This is a genomic window from Ensifer aridi (assembly GCF_002078505.1).
Taxonomy (GTDB): Bacteria; Pseudomonadota; Alphaproteobacteria; order Rhizobiales; family Rhizobiaceae; genus Sinorhizobium; species Sinorhizobium aridi.
Genome location: NZ_LUAV01000027.1, coordinates 1 through 19,890, shown reverse-complemented (window position 1 = coordinate 19,890; position 19,890 = coordinate 1). Strand labels below are relative to the sequence as shown.

Annotated in this window: 23 protein-coding genes and 2 pseudogenes; 7 read left to right on the top strand and 18 right to left on the bottom strand. The window is 57.5% G+C overall.

Features of this window, described 5'->3' with window-relative positions:
- Positions 1-223 (top strand): hypothetical protein (locus AYK65_RS32020; RefSeq protein WP_210190419.1); only part of this gene is annotated, 223 nt, incomplete at its 5' end.
- Positions 224-513: 290 nt separating this feature from the next.
- Here the strand turns inward: AYK65_RS32020 and AYK65_RS21865 are convergent.
- From AYK65_RS21865 to AYK65_RS33690, 6 genes and pseudogenes are all read right to left on the bottom strand, one after another.
- The gene (locus AYK65_RS21865) at positions 514-2,448 is read right to left on the bottom strand and encodes a DUF3732 domain-containing protein (RefSeq protein ID WP_081160654.1); all 1,935 of its coding nucleotides are present in this window, start codon (positions 2,446-2,448) and stop codon (positions 514-516) included.
- Positions 2,445-2,984 (bottom strand): three component ABC system middle component, encoded by a 540-nt coding sequence (locus tag AYK65_RS21860; RefSeq protein ID WP_139793304.1) that lies wholly within the window; start codon positions 2,982-2,984, stop codon positions 2,445-2,447. Before AYK65_RS21860 ends, AYK65_RS21865 begins: the two co-directional genes overlap by 4 nt.
- A complete protein-coding gene (locus AYK65_RS21855) occupies positions 2,941-4,125 on the bottom strand; it encodes an ABC-three component system protein (protein WP_081160649.1) in 1,185 nt (394 codons plus the stop codon). The genes AYK65_RS21860 and AYK65_RS21855 overlap by 44 nt, the downstream gene beginning before the upstream one ends.
- Positions 4,126-4,780: 655 nt before the next feature.
- On the bottom strand, positions 4,781-6,229 hold the full coding sequence (locus tag AYK65_RS32575; protein WP_244560075.1) for a hypothetical protein: 1,449 nt from the start codon (positions 6,227-6,229) through the stop codon (positions 4,781-4,783).
- A 615-nt stretch (positions 6,230-6,844) separates the two neighbouring features.
- Positions 6,845-7,273 (bottom strand): annotated as a pseudogene (locus AYK65_RS21840) (adenylate/guanylate cyclase domain-containing protein); the annotation flags it as partial.
- Positions 7,267-7,520, bottom strand: a pseudogene (locus AYK65_RS33690) (alpha/beta fold hydrolase); the annotation flags it as partial. The pseudogenes AYK65_RS21840 and AYK65_RS33690, both read right to left, overlap by 7 nt.
- A gap of 601 nt (positions 7,521-8,121) precedes the next feature.
- Between AYK65_RS33690 and AYK65_RS33685 the strand changes: the two are divergent.
- Complete coding sequence (locus AYK65_RS33685; RefSeq protein WP_172402055.1) at positions 8,122-8,286, top strand: hypothetical protein; 165 nt, start codon at positions 8,122-8,124, stop codon at positions 8,284-8,286.
- Between the two features lie 771 nt (positions 8,287-9,057).
- Here the strand turns inward: AYK65_RS33685 and AYK65_RS21825 are convergent.
- The 4 genes from AYK65_RS21825 to AYK65_RS21810 form a co-directional block, all read right to left on the bottom strand.
- Positions 9,058-9,261: a hypothetical protein gene (locus AYK65_RS21825; protein WP_081160644.1), complete on the bottom strand. Its 204-nt coding sequence runs from the start codon at positions 9,259-9,261 to the stop codon at positions 9,058-9,060.
- 294 nt (positions 9,262-9,555) lie between these two features.
- Positions 9,556-9,792, bottom strand: coding sequence for a hypothetical protein (locus AYK65_RS21820; RefSeq protein WP_081160642.1), 237 nt, complete (start codon positions 9,790-9,792; stop codon positions 9,556-9,558).
- A gap of 51 nt (positions 9,793-9,843) precedes the next feature.
- Complete coding sequence (locus tag AYK65_RS21815; protein ID WP_081160639.1) at positions 9,844-10,056, bottom strand: hypothetical protein; 213 nt, start codon at positions 10,054-10,056, stop codon at positions 9,844-9,846.
- An 11-nt stretch (positions 10,057-10,067) separates the two neighbouring features.
- The gene (locus AYK65_RS21810; RefSeq protein ID WP_081160637.1) at positions 10,068-10,355 is read right to left on the bottom strand and encodes a hypothetical protein; all 288 of its coding nucleotides are present in this window, start codon (positions 10,353-10,355) and stop codon (positions 10,068-10,070) included.
- 487 nt (positions 10,356-10,842) lie between these two features.
- On the opposite strand from AYK65_RS21810, the gene AYK65_RS21805 reads away from it, so the two are divergent.
- From AYK65_RS21805 to AYK65_RS21800, 3 genes are all read left to right on the top strand, one after another.
- Positions 10,843-11,184 carry a hypothetical protein gene (locus AYK65_RS21805; protein WP_081160662.1) on the top strand — a complete coding sequence of 114 codons (342 nt, stop codon included), beginning with the start codon at positions 10,843-10,845 and terminating at the stop codon, positions 11,182-11,184.
- Between the two features lie 55 nt (positions 11,185-11,239).
- Entirely contained in the window at positions 11,240-11,362 is a 123-nt protein-coding gene (locus AYK65_RS33540) for a hypothetical protein (RefSeq protein ID WP_275531686.1), read from the top strand.
- 161 nt (positions 11,363-11,523) lie between these two features.
- Positions 11,524-13,302 carry an SLC13 family permease gene (locus AYK65_RS21800; protein ID WP_081160634.1) on the top strand — a complete coding sequence of 593 codons (1,779 nt, stop codon included), beginning with the start codon at positions 11,524-11,526 and terminating at the stop codon, positions 13,300-13,302.
- A 181-nt stretch (positions 13,303-13,483) separates the two neighbouring features.
- Here AYK65_RS21800 and nhaA read toward each other — a convergent pair whose 3' ends face one another.
- The 6 genes from nhaA to AYK65_RS21770 are packed head-to-tail and all read right to left on the bottom strand — an operon-like array spanning position 13,484 to position 16,716.
- Positions 13,484-14,797, bottom strand: coding sequence for a Na+/H+ antiporter NhaA (gene nhaA / locus AYK65_RS21795; RefSeq protein ID WP_081160631.1), 1,314 nt, complete (start codon positions 14,795-14,797; stop codon positions 13,484-13,486).
- A gap of 51 nt (positions 14,798-14,848) precedes the next feature.
- The gene (locus AYK65_RS21790; RefSeq protein ID WP_081160629.1) at positions 14,849-15,661 is read right to left on the bottom strand and encodes a transglutaminase-like domain-containing protein; all 813 of its coding nucleotides are present in this window, start codon (positions 15,659-15,661) and stop codon (positions 14,849-14,851) included.
- Between the two features lie 11 nt (positions 15,662-15,672).
- Positions 15,673-15,948 (bottom strand): DUF1488 family protein, encoded by a 276-nt coding sequence (locus tag AYK65_RS21785; RefSeq protein WP_081160626.1) that lies wholly within the window; start codon positions 15,946-15,948, stop codon positions 15,673-15,675.
- 2 nt (positions 15,949-15,950) lie between these two features.
- Positions 15,951-16,217 carry a hypothetical protein gene (locus AYK65_RS21780; RefSeq protein ID WP_081160623.1) on the bottom strand — a complete coding sequence of 89 codons (267 nt, stop codon included), beginning with the start codon at positions 16,215-16,217 and terminating at the stop codon, positions 15,951-15,953.
- A complete protein-coding gene (locus AYK65_RS21775) occupies positions 16,198-16,452 on the bottom strand; it encodes a hypothetical protein (RefSeq protein WP_081160659.1) in 255 nt (84 codons plus the stop codon). The genes AYK65_RS21780 and AYK65_RS21775 overlap by 20 nt, the downstream gene beginning before the upstream one ends.
- A gap of 36 nt (positions 16,453-16,488) precedes the next feature.
- Positions 16,489-16,716, bottom strand: coding sequence for a hypothetical protein (locus AYK65_RS21770; RefSeq protein ID WP_244560073.1), 228 nt, complete (start codon positions 16,714-16,716; stop codon positions 16,489-16,491).
- A 732-nt stretch (positions 16,717-17,448) separates the two neighbouring features.
- Between AYK65_RS21770 and AYK65_RS21765 the strand changes: the two genes are divergently transcribed.
- Complete coding sequence (locus AYK65_RS21765) at positions 17,449-17,829, top strand: hypothetical protein (RefSeq protein WP_244560072.1); 381 nt, start codon at positions 17,449-17,451, stop codon at positions 17,827-17,829.
- Positions 17,830-18,006: 177 nt separating this feature from the next.
- Here AYK65_RS21765 and AYK65_RS33680 read toward each other — a convergent pair whose 3' ends face one another.
- Entirely contained in the window at positions 18,007-18,177 is a 171-nt protein-coding gene (locus AYK65_RS33680) for a Thivi_2564 family membrane protein (RefSeq protein ID WP_139793300.1), read from the bottom strand.
- A 91-nt stretch (positions 18,178-18,268) separates the two neighbouring features.
- Entirely contained in the window at positions 18,269-18,814 is a 546-nt protein-coding gene (locus tag AYK65_RS21760; RefSeq protein ID WP_081160619.1) for a hypothetical protein, read from the bottom strand.
- Between the two features lie 340 nt (positions 18,815-19,154).
- Between AYK65_RS21760 and AYK65_RS21755 the strand changes: the two genes are divergently transcribed.
- Positions 19,155-19,526 (top strand): response regulator, encoded by a 372-nt coding sequence (locus AYK65_RS21755; RefSeq protein ID WP_081160617.1) that lies wholly within the window; start codon positions 19,155-19,157, stop codon positions 19,524-19,526.
- Positions 19,527-19,890 lie beyond the last annotated feature (364 nt).

The window sequence follows — 19,890 nt, the reverse complement described above, 5'->3', positions numbered from 1 at the left end:
CTCGTCGAGCGGCGATGGAATTCTCATGCTTTTGGCGATTTTGCGCGATGATAGCGCCGAAACGGCAAGTTGGTCAACCTCTGACCATATCACTATCGATACATGGTTCCTATCGATAGTGAAGCCGGGCGAAAAAGAGCGTCCGGGTGACGGAAATGTAGTTGGTTTTCGCTTCCGTTTATATTATTTTGCTTTGTTAATTCATATGGTTAATCATGGGTGAATTCGCACGCCGGTGCCCCTGCGACAGCATCCGTCAAGACCTCGGCGAGCAGCGGCGCCGAGGGTGGAGACAACGGGGGCGAAAGAAGGGAGGGGAAGACGCATCCGAGCAAAATTCCGATCCCTTCGACGCCGAGCTAGCCGCCATCGATGCGCTGCTCGCCCGGTCGGACGCCGTCATTCGAGAGGCAAGGCGGACCGGCCCCGCCAAAAGTCCTCGGCCCGAATACGGCTTCAAATTTGCTGGGTGATCCTGCGGAGCGAGACGCATACTTACGCCTCTTGCCGAGACTATCGTTCCGGCCAGTGGTAAGGCACGAGCGCGCTATCTCCCCGCCATTCCCTTACGATAGCGTCCTCAAACCAGCCGTCCGTGAGATGAGCGTGATCGAGAACGATCACCTGGAAGTCCGGCTTGATCTCCTGACACGCGTGGACCATCAGCTTGAACAGGGCCTTCACAGCTGCCCGATCAGCGTCCTTTTCGATCTGCTCAAGCCCACCTTCGGAAACGTCCGGCGGATAGTAGGCCTGAGTCGGTTGGTCGAAAATGAGGAAAGCCGGCACGGGCCGATCTCTTTCCCGGAGCCACCAGTGGATCGCAAGATGGCTAAGAACGTGATAGCCCACCCAGTTCTCGCCACTTCCCATGCGGTTCAATGGGATCGGGCCATCAACAGTATTGGCGACCACCGTGAGTTTCTTGACGTCCAATCGCAGCGAGCTGCCGCTATGTTCGAGGTCAAGCTGGCCGGAATAGTCCGTCATCTTCTGGCTGATGAAGCTCAGTATCGTCTGCAGTCGTGATTCAATATCGTCGCTGTTGATGCGGGAGCGAACCGCAGCAATCAGGCCTTTGACCTGCTCGATTTCCGCTGCAAGCTCTAGATTGTCTCGATCCGGCGCCATCGATTCAAGAAATTCCGAGAGCCGCCCCAGGAAGCGGCCGCGCGAGACGATCAGGTCTTGACGGGCTTTAGCGGCCTCATCATCGAGAACAGCGCGCTGTAGCTCTCTCTGAACTAGCTTCAGATTGTCGGTGGCTTCGCCAATCTTGCTTTCGAGATCCGCGATATGCCCTTGGATATGGGGGTTGTCGCGGTAGAGGCCATCAAGCTGGGTGCTGACCCGCCTCAACGATTCCCGGACCTGCGTAACGCGTGGAATGGGGGACTCCAGATGTGAATCGCAGAAGGGGCATTGTTCCGGCGTTTCAATGTCGGTCTTGAAAAGCTCGATGCTCTTCAGGCGGGATCGTTGTTCGCTGACCTCGCGGGAATAGTCGGTCTGATCGGAGAAGAAAGCACGTGCGGCTCGAACGTCCTGATTTAGGTCTCCCAGACGCTCCTGCAGCGTGCTCTGCTCGCCGCGGAGGCGCGCGATGGTTTCGCCGAAATCGGATGTGAGGTCAGGTTGATCGATAGCGCTTTCCCCGATCCTTGCGAGGAAGGCGAAAGCACTATCGTCCACGGCCTGATAGTCCTGGCGTATAAGCCCGACCTTCTTTCCCTCGTTCAGGATTCGCGTCAACCGCGACCGGCTGGCATCGACCGACTGAACATGCTTGGTCTGTTGAGCTTCCAGAAGCCTCAGCTTCTTTTGAAGTTCGTCCAATTCAGCGAAAAGCCGGAAATGATCTTCATCCACGGCCCCAAGAAAGTAGGGAAGGGTATCCTTCATCGCTTGAGGCAGGAACTGCTCGTTCATCCGGTGGAAGAGCTGGTCCTGGCTGGCGATGGTATTCTGTTTCTGGAAGCAGAGGAAAAGCGCGTGCCCGATATCTGCTTCCAATGGCGGACGAGTGCCTGAGGTCGGTCGGTGCTCGTTCTCCTGGATCCCCGCGAATCGCGTCACGAACTCCTTGAGGCTTTCCTCTGTGGTGTTTTTCGTGATCTCGTCGAGGGAGGGATAGGTGAGATTTCGACCGCGGCAGAAGAACACCTTGGAGCCCGTGCCGGCACCTGGACCTGGATTGTCACGGGCGATGAACACTTCGTCCTCGCCCTTGGCGATATGCAGACCGAACCATGATACCTTTTTGCGGATCGTTCCCTCAGCGACATTGTAGCTGCCGCGACCAAGGCAGTAGTCGACAATGTCGATGATAGCCGATTTGCCGGTCTTGGATTTGCCGGTAATGATGTTCAGACCAGTCTCACGAAATGGCACGATCTGTTGTTCGCCTGCGTGGCTGTAGACGACGATTGCCTTGATTATGAAACTCATGGGCGGACTCCCAACGCCGCTGCGACTGACGTTTCAGATCCGGATTTTGCAAGCCATCTACCCATGAACTTCGATCTATCTACGATTTCTTTGGTTTCTGCGGTTGTGTCGTCCAAGAAAGACTTTGGAAAGGTTGCGCGGCGCTCTCCGGGTCGAAGGTTTCCCTCATCCCCGACGGCGATCGTCTTCGTAGCGAGCCCGAACAGCACCGCCTCCTTCAAATAGGGCGTCAGGTTCTGCGCTCTCGAAGCAAATCCGATGAGGAGATCCTCGTTATCTTGCACCCAGGCATAGAGTGACGTGACCGTCGAATAAGGCAGCCGCTCGCGGCTGCTTCGATGCAAGACAGACGATAGCGCGATAATCAGCAAGAAGAGCGACGCTCCATCGCGGCCGTCTTTGGTAAAATCGCGCAGAAACTCGTGCGAAATCGCGCAGAGAAACGAGGGGCCAAAGAGATTTGCTTCCTCAGGAGGGCGCCGGGTCCAGGTATCAAGTCGCGGCATCGTCAGCACCGACTGAAAGATGATCCACATAATTCGGATGCCACCCAACCTTCACCCGGTCTGCCAACCCATGGAATGACCCCGCCGTGATCCACGTCTCGATCACGTTGCGAAATTCGATCTGCTGCTGGCTTGCCCAGTGAAAGACCTTTCGCCCCATCGCGTTCTTCGAAGCATCATCGGCCGTGTGGGCTTCGCCACACTCTTCCTCGAATTTGCGCTCCCAGGAATCCTGGAGTTTTGCCTCATATCGTGCAACGTCGCCATCAAGGAGCAGGTTCTCTCTCGCCCATTTTGATCGCTGCGTGTTTGACCGATAGAAGTCCTGAATTCCGCGTTTTATCGCCGTCTCCGACAGGTGGATCAGGCGCATCTGCTTGACGTAGGTCTCGTCTTCATCCTCGATCGAGTAGGGCCGCTCACCGAACTCGCTGGGATCGCTGACAGGCAGACCGACAGGACCGTACAGTGCTGCGAACTCCTGTGCTTTGATTGCAATGTGCTGGACCGGAATATCGCTTGTATCGATCCCGACGAGGCGCTTCGCGACTGCTCCGAGCCACCAGCCTTCAAGAGCTTGCGCAACCCTATCGGCGGAACCTGCCGAAAGGATGCGGAGCTCGCCCTCAACTTCGTTGAAAACATTGTGCAGATCTGGCGCGCCATCCACCACGGTAATTGAAGCAAGCAATACGTCGGCTTCCTCGTCGGTCAGCGCCAGGAACTCGTTACGACCAGCTTCCGATGTCCTGTTAGTCGATGCGCGCGCAGCCGCGGCCAGCCGCTCTCTTGCTGTCTTTCGTTCCGCAGGCCCGCAGCCAGCGCGCAACATGACGAGGGCTCCGTCATCAGGTGCAGTCGCGGTCGTGATCAGAAACCGTCGCGTGTCGGCATTCGAGAAAGAGCCGGCCCGCAGGTGCGAAATCCAGATGCGAAGCGTTTTCCAAACATCGACACTGCTATCATTGACGTCCTTTGGCCCGATATGATGCTTGGCTTGGACAATGCAATGCGGGAGATCTTCGTCATGGAAAGCTATATCGTCGAACTTCTCGATCGAGATATGGCAATTTGGCTTTACCTTCATTTCGCGGATTGCAAGAAGTAAAGCCAATCTGCATTGATAAAGATAGCCGGCCAGTGACCCGGATGCATTATATTGAATGGCCACTTGCAAGCGTTGCTTCTCCCAGAGTTTGAGCCCGCAGGGTAAGGTTATTTCCGGAAGAATTGCCAGACAAAAAATCGAATTTCCACGCTGTTCAACTAAAACGTCGGCCGATCCACGAACGATCTCAGGCGTCTTAATCAGTTCTTCAGAGCATTACCCGTGCGCTACCGCGGCTTCCCATTGATATGACTCTCTGGGCAAGCAAGTGGGTCGCAACCGGACTACGATGCCTTGGCTTACCTATCCGATGAGCCGCCACACTGAGCATAGGCGTCCAGCGGACGGTCCGCTTACGGCTGACAGACAATTGACCCGGACGCGCCCACCTCTGTGCATGCAGAAAAGAAAGACTGTAGGAGCCAATACAGTTGGACAAATGTGTGGGTTGGTCGTTGCCCATCCTGGATGGCGGCAAACGCATCCTCAACTGCTTTCTTGCTAAGCGACGACGTTACAATTACCGCCCGCCGCCGCACATCGGGTGCAGTTCTTGCACGTACGATTGCTGCGTTAAGATCGCCCGCGTTGTTCCGAATGATTCTCGCGATCTGCGTCGGCTGTTTTTTGGCGTTGTATGTAGCACCCCAACCCTGGACTTTGGCCTCCATCCGCTCAGCTGGAAACATCATATTGCCAAGGTTTTTAATCGCCTGACTCACTCCACGTGAAATGATCCAGCACTAAGGCTCAATGCATCATGTTTGGCGTGGTAGAAACACACCTGGAGAAAACCGGCCTCCTCCTTGATACCAATGAAGTCAGCCCACTCATCGCCCAGATCGTCGCAAATCAGGATGTCATCCGCTGCGCCGATGTGCTCGACGATGGCCCCGAAGGTAGAAGTCACGTCGAACGCCGCCTGGCCAGCTACGAATGCACCCTTCTCGTCCGTAACGGCCTGAAGAGACGCTTCCGGATGTAAGTAAGGGAGGAAAGACGCCCCTCCATCCAGCATCGTTTCATCCCGAAACACCTGACCGTCGATGTAGGAAAGCCCAACGTCATCGAACAGGACAATGAAACAGTCCTCTTCATCGAGATATGAATACAGCGGTCGGCGCTCCGGATCCTCTCCCAGCGCCAGATCGAGGGTCTCCACCTCCACTGTGGCGGCCATGCCGAGGGTCAGCGATCTTAGCGCAATGCGGTTCTTGTTCAGACTAATCGTAGCGAGCTCGTCGTTGCTGTCAGGCAGCTTCGCAGCGCGCAGCTTCCCGTTCCCTTCGATAGCGAGTGCCTTGTCGAGCTGGCCGAGGAGCTCGTTGAACTCATCAGTGGAGAGTTCCGCGACTTCATCACCGACACGCACCAGCCGGATGGTGGCTTCGTCGCCGGCAACCGCGGCAGCAAGTCGCGCAGTGTCCACCGCGATTGCGGTGGGCTGCGACGCGGCAAGGGCATCGGCAAGCGACATGGGCCGCGCAAATGTCCTAATGAATGGCGAGACACCGACAGGGTCGACCCGCAGGGCGTCGATCATGGTCGCGGCGAACTCGATCAACTCACCGTAGCTCACCTTGTCCGATCGAACACCAATACGACCTGTGCTCGGGGTTGCCGTGCTATTTATGCCATCAACCGACACCGTGTATGTCTGCGGGGCATATCTACGGCTGCCTGTCGGGCCCACCACGTTCGCCAGATTCGGGGCCTCCAAGGTCTTATTCCGCATAACATGCGGCGACACGGACATATTGCGCATTCGCATTTTCTGGAACACGGCGTTCTCACGTGCGATCGCGCCTTCCATCCGGCTTACCGCGACTGGCGCAAAGTGCCGAGACTTGAATGCTGCCGGCAGACCGAGGCGCGACGAAAACAGCGCCGCGTGTCGTTGATATTCAACGAGCATCAAATAACCGAAAAGCCTCTCTTTTACCCCTGAGGCCGGATGGAGAAATGCGGGCGGCGTTTCGTACTCGAAGCAAACTGCCGACCACCGCGCATCACCCTGGATCTCGCGGATGTACCTGAAAACATTGTTCGCGGTTGTGCCGTGCGACTTGCGAAGAGCCGTAAACAGATCCTCAACAGCCTTATCGGTCAGATTCTTGCGGATAGTGAAAAATGCCGCCGACTTCGGAACTGCCAGGTTGTCAATCATGCCCCCTCCCGTCATGAACAGCGTCGCCGATGAAATCGCATTATATCGAGCTGAATGCCTACCGCTCGCAACCCTCGATGTAGTTAATGTCACGACACGAGCGTGTTATTCAGCGATTGATTGCAGCAACGACGTTACAATCAAGTATCCTGCGCCAAACTTGTGAGCAGCCTGCGCATGGTCGTAGCGTCATGGACTACGCGGCGGTGCAGCGGTTCGCCAATCCCGATCTTGCCGACGATCTACACGCGCGTCTCAGTCGGGTGGGACTTGATGTACGACTTGCCTATCGGGACGAGCAACGAGCGCCAGGAGCGGTAATTGCTGATCGAATACTCTCACGTCGCGTTCGGGGCCGACTGCCGACCGTCCGCTGCTAGGAGGTGCAACACGAAAACCGGACATATGGCCCCCCGATGCCAAGGTCTGAAATTGGCGCCAAAGACGACCTTTAGCTCCGCTGCTCTCGACGGCGGTAGCGGGTGGAAAGCGGGAGTTCGACGCTCCCGGCTGAGGTCCGGTTCGCCGCGGTTCCAGTCGTCCCCAATACCCCTGTCGAAATTCAGAACCATCGCGCCAGTCGGAAGTTAAATCAAAGTCGTTTTCAGCGGTCAATCAGGTGCTCAATTTGCCACCTACGCAGCTTTCAACGACTGCTTGAGCGTCCTGAAGATCGAGCGTTCCATGGCCGGTCGAGAAACAGCCGAGAAGGGGCTCGAGCAGCTTGCAAGGCTGGGCTCCATGACCCTGTGCTCGCCAAAGCCGCGCCAGACTCACCGCCGAGCGCAGTTCCCACATCTTGGCCTCCTGCACGCGAGCGACATTCAGCGCACGGCGGAAGCACGCCTCGATTTCGGCGGGATCGCATTCTGAACTCGAGTATATTAATTCGCCCTTGAGCCGATGCAGCTCCGCCTCGCACCAGCGGTTGCCGGTGCGCGCGACGATGGTGAGCGCCTCGTCGATCAAGGTGCTGCCCTCGGCAAAACGATCGTCCTTTCCATGCGCCTCCGCGAGCAGGCCCATCGCCCAAGGCGCCGTGACGGCAGGCCGGCGCTTTCGCGTCGCGCATGGGCAAGGAAATTCTCGTCGACCGGACGTACGCCAGAACACCATTGCCGAATGAATGCGCTTTCTGATCAATCGGATCGCCGAGCATCTGGATGTTGTCCCACAACCACCCCCGACGTTGGCGCAGCGCGGCGGAGGTCGACATAAGAACGATTTTCCGGACGACGTGGGGCCACCGCTCAGCGATCGCTTGTGCAAGCCGCCCATCGAGCGAATGGCCGGCCTACGATGGCCTCTCGGGCCTGGCATTCAGCCTCCAGAGCCTGCTTGTGATCCGCTGAGCGGCGCGCTTTGAGATCGTATCGCGCCTGATCTGAACGGGACTGCTGGCACGCTTACCATCGAGGACGTGATACCGGCCCCGGCCAACGTCCGTGGTCGACGGAGGCTCCGAAGCCGTCTACATGAGGGACGGTCATTTCCCTGCGTTCTCCACATCATGCACCGCTTGAGGAGAACCCTTATATTCTTTGGAAGTTTGGGTCTGATTCTGAACACGGGAAGTGATCGGAGAAAAGCGACGTTGTAATCGGTTGCCATCACCTGCCGGATATGTGGCGCCACGTCCCTATGGGCTTCTTCATGCCGCCGTTCCTAAAGAAGAAAAACACCACGACTGAGAGAATGTTCCTTCAAAAGGCTTCGTGGGGGACAGGAGGCACAAAAAAGGCCGGGCAGACCCGACCTTCCTGCAGCCATTGCCAATACGTCCGTGGTCCGCGATAGGGTCAGGCGCCGGTCGTGACGAGAACGTGACGCGCAGGACCGTTCATGGACGTCCGAGTGGTCTTCCGCCGTTTTCACCCGGCCCGGATCATTTCATGAAGAACATCAGCCTGTCTGACTCCCGATTGGAAGAGCACTATGAGCCTTCTGGCAAGCTCATCCGCCTCTTCGCTGTCATTGTCGATGTGTCTGTCATCGAGTTCCTCAATGAGGATGCCTTGAAGCAAGTTAAGGTCAGCGAGGAAAGCGGAGGAGAGTGAAAGTCATTCAGGGGATACATGACGCAGCCTCCATTAGGCTAACGCCAGCGGCGCCGTGTCACCAGCCGCTGATTAGGCAACGATACTTGAAAAATTGTAGCGCTTCCAGAGGTGCGTCCCGCATCGAAGAAAGCTTTCGCCGATCCGACATGCGGTTATAAAGCAAAGCCCGCCAAAACGCGGGCTTTGTCACCAAGGTAATTGGACGAAGTAGAATTCTCGATCTCGTAATCAGGGCACCTGAAAAAAGGATCTTCCACCACTTATCGGATCCGGTCCAGTAAAATCTAAGGGGTATGGAAACATGCGGTGACGCCAGCGCTGGTCTGGAGAAGAGCCATCCGACTTCGAGGAACTTCGACGCGGAAACCGAGTCTTCCTCGTGCAATCCTCTTCTTCGCCTTCGACTCGCTACCTTGACGGGCACGACCTGTGTCGTGAGCCGGCCTGAGGGTCGTACACTGCTCAAGTCATTTTGCCGCCGCGAAAGTGCGATCAGGCTGTTGCAACTGACTTGCAGGGCACGCTATATCGGACAGGTTATTAAGGCAAGTACGCTGGGGACCAGATCGCCCTGGCCCATCGCTATTGCTTTGCATCCATGCTGACGAAGTCAATTCGGTTCATGCCTGACGCTAAGGCGCGGGCCATGCTCTCACTCAGGCCGCCTGTCGCCGGCACTGCGCGTGCCGGCAGGCCCGCCCGTTTCGCTATCAAGGACCGACCAGCTACTGTTTTCGTTCTGCTGGATTGTGTAACGCCGCATTCCGATCACTTTAGCCCGCCGCTTTCCGGCTTGCCTTTCGCCCGTCTCCGTTCGTCCAGCAGATTAAGCAAGTCAGTTAGATCATCGGCATCGAAATAGTCCAGGCCGGTCTGCGGTATGCCTTGCCATCGAGCAGGCCAGCCGGTGAAGCGATCAATCACGCTCCACAAGCCGTTGCTGTCATCATGCAATTCGTATCGCTGGGTCATGCTGGCATTTTAGCGCGCCCCTAGACACCGCGCTATCGCCCACTAGTATTTGTGTGGCGGTTCGTTTACGCGAATGCGATAACGCGAGCTTGCGGGCATGCCTCGGCCCGCTTCGCGGACGGGCTTGATCGCCTGGTGGCGCGTGAGCTGTGGCAACAGTTGTTCCGACGTACCCGGCAATGTCGACGCCGAGTATGTCGGTGCGGCGAAAAGGCGTGTTGATATTCTTCACCCGCGCGGTGTGCCCTGCGAGGGCAGCCGTGCTGGTGTTGTTCGACGGGTGCACGATCACGGCTAGCTTAGGGTATTGAGAATACGCAGCGCTCGCGCTGCATTTTTCGGGTTGAGCCCTTCCATCTTCCATGAGCCGATCCCTGCAGTCTCTCCGGTGAAGAGGTGATAGATCGTATACATTCCGTCGCCATCGAAACGGCGGCCATACTCATCGCGCTGTCCGGATCGGTTCGGCGCGCGCCCTTCGGATTCCCATGTGCTGAGGGCGAGCGCGTGTTCTTCGTGTTTGCTTTTCATCTGCAGCTCTCCTCCCCGCAGTCGCCTGCGCGACGACTGAACGCTGATTAGTTATCCGACGTTCAGCCCGTCAATCGGCTCCAGATTATCTTCGTTGCTCACGCGCTCTTGGCCGAGTTCATCATTGCGCATGCGATACTGAGGCGAATTGTCTCTCAGAGGGAGTTTGGCGGTGATTTGATAGGTTTCCACTGCACGAGGTGAAATATTTGCGCGATCTTTAAGTCGCACTGACAGACCGATCGGGAATAGATGATGGCGCATTGGCTGTTGCCTTATGGTGAAAGTGACGGGAAGATCGCGGCGTCGTTGCGATCCACTGCCGTCAGGCGTTCAAGCTCCTCAGGATCAATCGCTATCAGCCGCATTCGGTATTTGTTCTCGGCCGTGGCTGGTAGCTTGATAAAGGTCGCCACACGGCGATAGGCGAGCCAGGAGATGCCTTCGATCAATTCCTCGTCCTCATCGACCTCGTAGTCGCCAGCCGGGACCATTTCACCGAGGTCTGGCATCCAGAACGGTTGGTCGAAATGGACCGTTCGATGCGTCGTCCGGGCGAACATGCTGCCCTCCTGTTCCGTGGCTTCGTCGTCGTGAGATTAAACCAGTCCGTTTGGCGCCACTTGAGCGCGCACCGCTACGCTCTGTACTGCCGCATTGGAGCAAGGCCGCAATCGGCGGCCCGCACCTTGGATATACGGAGCGGTGAGCTTGTTTTCGTGCCTCTGATGAAGCAAAAAAGGCAAGTAAGAAGCTCTATCCATTGATTGTGGCATTACCGTGTTTTTTTGAGGTGAAAGCAGTTTTCACAAAAAATAAAATTCGAATTATTTAAATATAGTTGTGCCGGACGCGGCGCTATTTTCCATATGGGCGCCGAAATTTTCTACGAACGCCGGCTGAAACGCATTTGCGAATGAGGATCTAAATTAGTTGTTTACTTTAACTATTTTATGGCGCACCGTAAAAATTCGGATTGCCATCGGCTCCTGGTCCGAGCACGGGCCTGCAACGATCCCGATAATCAACCTGATTAAAGGGAATGAAATCATGACATTCGATCAAATCCTCGAGCGGACAAAGCCCTACGCTATCGGTCTGGTCGTCGGACTTTTCGCGGCGCCGATCATCGGCTTCAATACTGGATGGATTACCACCACCACTGCCAGCACCCAAGCCGTCGAGGAGGCCAGAGTGGCTGCCCTTGCGGGCATCTGTTCAAGTGCGGCAGGGCGAATGGCATCTGCCAGCAGCACCGACCTCGCAACACTGAAGGGCTACGACAATCGTGCGAAGCGCGACGAACTCGTAGCAACTATTATGACCAATATCCAAGTTCCAGCGGACATCCTCGGCAGGGTCAGCACGAGTTGCAGTCGCTCATTATCTTGAAGCGCAGCGGACGCGGCGCTTTGGTATTCCGACAAACGAAACTTAGGAAATGACAGTGAAAAATCTCGTTCCCGCCCGCTTCTATACCTATGATTTCACGCGCCTGTTCGTATCGCTTGCCTTTACCCTGGCGATTGCAGTGATTGTTTATTCCGTCCTGTTCGGACGCATCCTGTAATCGTCTGATCATACGCGCATCCGCACTACGAAGCTTCAAAAGTCTGGACGGACTTTGGGGGTGCCGCGCCGTTGAGTGAACCTGGTAAGTTATCCGACATTTATCTCTTCAGGCGAGTAATATGGACTTGGCATTGGGAAGAGTTGGTCGGGACTTTATCCATGACACAAGCCCAGGCTTTCGCCTTCGCCATTCTGACCGGTCTGATGGTCGCTTTCATTTGGGGGCGGCTCCGCTATGACCTCGTTGCGGTTCTCGCGTTGCTTGCCGCAGTTTTCACCGGCATCGTGCCGCACAAGGCAGCGTTCTCCGGCTTCGGGGATGACATTGTCATCATTGTAGCCAGCGCGCTCGTCGTAAGCGCCGCCATCGAGCGCAGTGGTGTCATAGAGGCGTTTCTCCATCGCGTGGCGCCGAGCGTGACCTCTGTACAGGGCCAGGTTGTTATTCTCGTGACGACCGTCTCGGTTCTGTCCGTCTTCATTAAGAACATTGGCGCGCTGGCGATGATGATCCCAGTCGCGTTCCAGATGGCGCGCCGGTCGAAAGCTTCCCCTTCGTCTTTTCTCATGCCGATGGCGTTTGGCTCTTTGCTTGGCGGGCTTACCACCTTGATTGGGACATCACCGAATGTCGTCGTGTCCCGAATGCGCGAGGAGCTGACGGGCCGCCCCTTCAACATGTTCGATTTCACCCCTGTCGGCATAGGTCTCGCTGCGGCGGGAGTCGTCTTTCTGGCGTTTGGCTATCGGCTGCTCCCCGGGGAGCGTGAGGCGGTCCCGTCAATGGAGAGGGCGCTGAACATCAAGGATTACATGACCGAGGCTCGCATCACTGCCTCTTCCGCCGTCGTCGGCAAGTCGATCAGTCACCTGTCAGCCTTGTTGGACGACGAGGTCCTGGTCACAGGCCTTATTCGCAATCAGGTCGAACGGATGATTCCACTGCCGGATATTGTCCTTCGTCAGGACGATATCGTTCTTTTAGAAGGAGACCCTCAGGCGCTGGAGCGAGCCATCAGGCGCACGCGTCTGGAACTGGAGGGGCACGACCGTCCGACGGAAGCGAAGGGAGTAGATGAGGAGATTGCCGGAATCGAGGTGGTGATCGGCCCGAAATCGGCCTTAATTGGGCAAACCGCCAAGCGCTTGGCGCTGCATGATCGCTTCAACATCAATCTGCTCGCAGTAAGCCGAAGCAGCCAGCGCTTCACCGAGCGGTTGCGCGACATCGCACTAAGACCAGGCGACGTTCTCGTTTTGAAGGGCGATCTCGTACTTCTCCCCACAAAACTGGTGGAACTCGGTCTTCTTCCCTTGGCCGAGCGTGAAATTCGCTTGGGAAATCCGCGAAAGGGCCTGGTTCCGGTGCTGGTGCTGGCTGGTGCCATGGTTCTAACGGCTCTTGGTCTGTTGCCCGTCGCAACGGCTTTCTTTACGGCTGCGGTCCTGACGGTACTGCTCGGGTCACTTTCGCTCCGGGAAGCTTACGAAGCCATCGACTGGCCGATCCTGATCATGCTTGGCGCTCTCATTCCAGTCAGCGAGTCAATCCGGACTACCGGTGGTGCCGACCTAATCGCCGGCGGCCTCGCTCAACTTACTAGCACTTTGTCCCTCTACGGCGCACTTGCAATGATGATGGTGGTCGCAATGGCCGCAACGCCGTTTTTGAACAATGCAGCCACCGTTCTCGTCGTTGCCCCGATCGCCGTTACCCTTGCTGGGCGCCTTGGCTACAATCCGGACGCCTTTCTGATGGCAGTCGCAGTGGGTGCGGCCTGCGATTTTCTCACGCCTGTCGGACACCAGTGCAACACCTTGGTGCTGGGTCCGGGCGGTTATCGCTTCGGCGACTATTGGAGGTTGGGGCTGCCGCTCTCGTTCATTGTGCTCGTGCTGGGCGTGCCTTTGATCCTGTGGTTTTGGCCGCCAGTTTAGGGCGAAGCACCGCTGCACCGCGCCTGTTGCGCGATTGAAGGCTGGCCGGTGCCGATCCAGACTAGCGATGTGGATCGGCATTTTACTGCGCCCCTGCTGGTCCTGATCATGACGCCGTGCGACCGGTCGGAACGCAGGGTGGGGAGGCTCTACGCTATGGCGGCCGACGGAGCGATCTGGACTATCGTCTGCCAGGAGACGTCAGCCAGGTCAACGCTAGAAGACCGAGGGTTGCCGAGATGACGGAAGCGCCGAGAACGCCCAGTTTGACGGAGTTCAGAAGCTGGGGCTCGAAAGCAAGTTCGGCAATGAACAGAGCCATGGTGAAGCCGATCCCGGTCAGCAGGCTACCGGCTGCCAAGAGGCTCCAGGGTAGCTCGTCTGGACGAGTCGCGAGGCGCAGTTTCACGGCGAGGAGACTGAAGAGCACAATTCCAACGGGCTTGCCCACCACGAAGGCGGCGAAAATTGCGATCGTGAGGGGAATGTCGAAGTTTGCGTCTCCTATCGGAACGCCCGCGTTAGAGAGGGCAAAAAACGGCATGATCACGAAGGCGACCCAGGGATGGAGAGCCATCTCGAGACGCTCGATCGGCGACAGTGCTTCGCGGGTCGCGACGCCTGCCCGATGAAGGTCGCTGCGTGCCGCCGTGTCGCGGCTCGAATGATCGCTGGGCGGATGGGCGCTCACGCGGTCGAGTATCGCATGGAGGCGGGCGTCGCTCACCCAACTCCGCGCGGGCGTCATCAATCCAAGAATCACTCCGGTGAGCGTCGCGTGAACGCCCGATGCGTCGAATGCCAGCCAGATGCCGACACCTATTGCGAAATAGACCGGAATGCTGCGGATGCCCAGACGCGCAATACCTGCTACGACGGCAAGTCCGAGGCCGGCGGTTCCAAGTGCGGCCCAATTCAAGGCTTCGCCATAGCCGATCGCCACGACCAGAATGGCGCCGACATCGTCGAAGATCGCAAGAGAGAGCAGGAAGAGCCGCAAGCTCCCTGGTATGCGCGAACCGAGCACGGCAAGGCACCCGATGACGAAGGCCGTATCGGTGGACATCACGGTGGTCCAGCCGCTCGCACCCGGCCCGCCGCCGACACGCAGCGAGAACAGACCGGCCGGCACCGCCATGCCGCCGAAAGCAGCGGCGACGGGGAGAGCGGCCATACGCGGATTGCGTAACTCCCCCAGCACCAGCTCGCGCTTTAGCTCAAGGGCGATGACGAAGAAAAAGAGCGTCATCAGACCGTCGTTTATCCAGTGCTTCAGCGAACGGGAGATCTCAATGTCGCCAACTCTGATGCCCGCAGGCATCTCCCACAAGGCGCGAAACGACGTCGACCACGCGGTGTTCGCGAGGCTGAGCGCCAAGATCGTGCTGAGCAAGAGGACAATGCCCGCCGTAGCCTCGATGCGGAGGAATCGCATGAACGGCTTGGTAAGCCGATCTGCCGGTTCGTGGGGAAGCCGTGAGAGGCTGTCGTTCATGCCGGGAATTGCTCCTGCGCTTCGATCGTGGCTGGCCCATGTTCCATGCCGCTATTGCAAGGCCGACACCTCATAAGTCCACACCCGGAACGACTTCAGGATGTGCGGCCCGAACGAGTTGATGAGGGGGACATCGGCCGCATCACGGCCGCGCGCAACCACGATCCTGCCGACGCGCGGCGTATTGTTGCGCGGATCGAACGTGTGCCATCCATCGTCCAGGAACACCTCGATCCAGGCACTGAAATCCATCGGGTCGACGACCGGGACGCCGATGTCGCCGAGATGACCGTTGATATAGCGTGCGGGAATGTTGAGGCAGCGGCAAAGCGTGACCGCAAGGTGTGCGAAGTCGCGGCAGACACCAACGCGCTCATGAAAGACTTCGAAGGCCGTCCGCGTCGACCGGGCCTGCATGTAGTCGAAGCGGATATGCTCGTGGACGAAATCGCAGATCGCTTGCACACGACCCCAACCTGGCGTGACAGCGCCGAACATATCCCACGCGCTCTGGCTGAGACGGTCGGTCTCGCAATAGCGGCTGCCCATGAGGTAGGCGAGGCAATCGTCCGGCAACTCCGGCACTGGGAGTTCCTGGGCGGCTGGCAGCACTTTGTCCGGTTTGCCGTCGTCCTCGATCGTGGCATCGCCCCATATCGTCAGGTCACCCGCCGGTGCGACAAGCCGCCGGCAGCGGTTGCCGAAGAGATCGCGATAGGTCGACGTCGGCACATCAGGGGCGGTGAATGTTGTTTCAGGAACCCGGATATCGGCCGCGCGATCCTCGTGGACCGACAGCAGGCATACCAACGCGGTCGGTTGCTGGAAGTTCAGCGTGATCTCATAGCCGTAGCGGATCAGCATCTGGGTTCATCCTAGCGGAAATCGGCGGCGGTCAGTGTGTAGGAATCGCGGCGGCCACTGGAATAGGCCTTGCGTGCGACATCGTAGATGGACAGGCGCAACGCATCAAAAGCAGAAAGAAGCTTCGATTCCGAAATTTCCGACCTGCCCAGTTCGGCATCCGCCTTCACGAGCGCCTCGGCCTCGACGAAGAACCGCACCTCGAGCATACCGTCATGGCCGATGAAACGGACGGCGTTTCGCTTTTCATCGAGGCTGCGGCTCGCATTCGGAAATAACAGCGTCATCCTCAGCGAGCCACTGTTTCGCGCGACACGGGCCCCGGTGGTGCCGATAAGCTGATCCGCTTTATCCGGCGCTCTATATTGCGAAGGTTGCCGCCGACACGCGCCGGTGCGCCTGTGAAGTGATAGACCGCCCAGGAGCGATCCGTATCGATGCGGCGGCCGCATTGATCATCCATTTTGTCGGGCGCTGGCGTCCCACCTTCATTTTCCCAGATGCTGATCGCAAGTGCATGTCGCAGGGCTTCAATTTCATTGCAGTGGGCGTTCATGGTGGTGGCCTTTCATAAGATCGATGGTATCGAGCCTGCTTGAATGGATCGTGCTCCCATCACCGTCGGTGGTGGTCACGGCGTCCGGGCGCTGCGGCATGTCGAGTGTCCTCAAAAGCTCCAGCGCAATCTCTATCGCCTCGTCGAGATCGGCAGCTTCTGCGGTTTCGCGCCCGACGATCGCATGCGCGTCGTCCGCATCCCGAATACGGTAGAACGCGATCACGATCTTCATCGCCATCCTCTCCGTTGGACAGAAGGGTCGCAACTGTCAGTTCTTGCCCTTGTCCTGCGACGGACTGCCGTTCGCAGCGGGCTTGATCTGTTTGCCAAATGTCTTTTCGATGAGAGTAGGGCCTTCGTCGGCAGACGATATGCGCACCGGCTCGAGTCTGTCCTGCGTCGTCACCCGTTCATGATGTTCGTCGTCATTTCGAATGCGATATTGCGGCGAACCGCCGCTCGGCGGGAGCGTACCGGTGATGTGATAGACCGGCACAGCCGATCTCCGATACCCGTCCTTCACCCGAACGGCTTGACCGACGTTAAAAAGATGTGTTGCTGCGTCGCGGTGGATCGGACGGCCATTGCGTTGCAGAATGTTTGTAGCGGTCATGATTGTTTGTAGTCCTTTTGGAGTGCGGCTTCGAGATCAGCCGGATGATCGACATCATGTATGCGATGCGGGCACGCCCCGCAGGCATATGCATGAATGCGCATAGACGCTGCCAGGCACACGGGAGGCGTCTGCTTGGTGCGGCTGGTCCTGGCGGCGCTCTGCGGGAACAGAGGCGGTCCCGAAGCCGACACGACCGTGGTCGGTGCTCGAATGTCGGTGCTAGAGTCGAACGAAACGACACTACGGGTCCGGTCGGCGTAAGCGTTCGTATTAAGTTTCGTGGTGAATGGCGGGTCCTTGGACGCCGCGAAGTCATGTTGGCTAGTCCAGCCAAATTAACGAGTTTCTTATATGTGGGCCTCAAATCGGATTTAAACAAGGTGCTCGGCTTCGTTGTTTTCGGCTGATATAAGGGGAGGTCTCAATTGAATAAATTCACCCCGTGAATTCGCGGTTTTGACTGCGAGAAGGCCTCCCGTTCGCCGCCGAACTGATCCAACCTATGTCTGAAGGTCGGCAAGATCACAGATGGCGGCCAGTTCGCGAGCAACCAGGAACATCGAGACGCAGGCAGCGTTTAGATTCAGAGCCTTGATGGACTGGGAGGTGATGATGAGAAAGCACTCCCGCGAGATATCGCCTGAGGTGCGCGCGGCCATAAGCGCGTTTCTGAGCGTGTGTCAGAAGGAAGCCCGGCCGCTTGCGACTTCTGAGGCCCTCGGCGCACTGCGGCGTGTTTTTCCTGATCTGGATATTTCAGATCCAGACCTGATGGATGCCATCATCAGCGAAGCATTCGTGGCGGGTTTCGACGTAGACAGCCCGGATCCTGCTTCCGTGGCGCGCATGAGGGATTCGCTGGAAGAATGGGATAATGAAGGCGGCGCAGTCGGCAAACCGCCGCGCAGCGAAACTCGCGGCGGGAGTGGCAATGACTCGGAGGGCACAAGGCGGCGGGCAAAAGCGACCAAGGACCGGAATGAGTTGCTTTAACACGCCTGGGAGCGGCTCAGCAGGCTAACAATCGGCCCTTCCCCGAATTTTATTCAGGTGTTTTACGCAAGTGGATGCTGTGCTGTTGCCCCTGCCTATACGGATCCAAACGTTCCATTCCGATTTCAGGTGCCGGCCGGACTGCGGCCCAGAGGAGGAGGAGCAGCCCAGAGCATTTCAGAATACGTCCAGATAGCTGAGCAACGAAACTACGCCGACGACTACAGCCACGATCTGAGCCATCTGCTTCATTGTTGAGTCAATCGGAAGTTTTTGCACGAGGTACAGCACCAGGAGGGCAAGGCCTGTGATCAGGATGCTTATGATGATGCTGCTTATTATGGTCATACCCAGGCCCTTTGAGCGGAGTGCCTTTCGGCAGTGACGGGTAAATGCGTCTGAGTTCTACAACGGGAGGCATGTCACGCCGAAATGCATCCTACCGCTCGGCGATTGAACTCGCGGCCATTGGCCCACTTCCATCGGGCGAACGGGCGTATTTGAGCTTGACGAACTGTTTGCGGTCCCCGGCAATCAGCATGTAGAGCCTCGAAGTCCAGGTTCCTTCCGGTTCTTCGGATAGTTTCTCCGCATTGGTACTGTCTGAAAATTCGTTGAGAAATGGCTCAATAGGCACCTTCCTGAAGGCGACGGTGCAGGTCTCGACGGGCCTTCCGTCCCGTCGAGCCTTGGTGACGCCGATTACAACCGGTTCCGGAAGGGCCCGATCAGTGGCTATCCATCCACTTGAGGAATCAAGGTGCTCGAGAGGCGCGAGACGCTCGAAGTCGCCTTCTGGCAAAGGTTTCCATCCCTCTGCCGCGGCGGCGGATGCGATCGCGTCGAAGCTTGAACTTTGTGCAAGGCACGTCCGCTGGAATACTTCGACTGCCTCTGAAACGTCACCGGCAGGGAGCGCGATCGAACTCGGAGAAACAGCGGCCAGAAACGCTATGAGGTACCGCCAGCGCATCATAAGCTCCATTCGGTGTGGATCGAACTGCTGAGCTAACAGGTTTGTTCCAACGGATGCTGTGGCTGACCTGAAGAATAGATGAATCCGCTCCCCCGACAATCACGAGAAGCATTCGCCGAGCTTCAGGGCACATAAATTGGTCGCCAATAGGCAACAGAATACGAGGCCATGAAAGCTCCCGCGATTTTCGCGCATAGTTCTCCTATCGCTCTCGCCGACCGTGAAGCGGAGAGTCTTGTAAGCGAACTCGGCGCCTGCTAATCAGCGGACGCATTTAATTTTTTGATCTTCAGGAACATAACGCCTCAGGGCCGGTTACGCGATTGCGAACCAGGAAAGGCCTTACCGCGTGCCAAGCGATCAAATCTCCGTCCTGGTTGTCGATGACGAGTTTCTCCTCCGATACGATCTTGCGATGTTTCTGCGCGAGCAAGACTTTGAAGTTTATGAGGCTTCAACCGCGGATGAAGCCATCGACTTGCTCACCGGGCACCCAGGCATCCGTGCGGTGTTGACCGATGTTTGTATGCCTGGATCGATGAACGGACTGGAACTGGCGGCGCGTGTTCATGACCGCTGGCCACCGATCAAGATTTTCGTCGTTTCGGGTCGCCGTAAGGTGACGCCGGAGGAACTGCCCGAAGGAAGTCGGTTCATCATGAAACCTCTCCTCCTTGCCCGCGTTGCGGCCCAGATCCGGACAGCCGTTCAGCCGAGGTGAAGGACTCCATCACACAACAAAAAAGCCGGGCTCACCCGATCTTGCTGCAGCCATTGCCAGCCTTCCCTAACGTCCAGCCGATTCCAGCACATGGCCATCGGTCGCATGTCGGGAAACTTTCACGAGCAGCGCTGTCCACTTTGCGGCCAGCACCGGTAATTCCAAGGGCCGTGAATGAATGACCTCAAAGGGTCGAAGCGCGTCGATCCGCAGCTTAGGAGGTAAGGTCTGGAAATGGTGCAAACCTGCAGCTCGGCGGCATGTATGCATGTCCGCTTCTGGGATTAGCACCGTGCTCTGCTCAGTGTCCGACTTGAGGGCGCTTTGGAGACGGCCTCCGGGCCCTGCGGGTGATGAAGCCTAC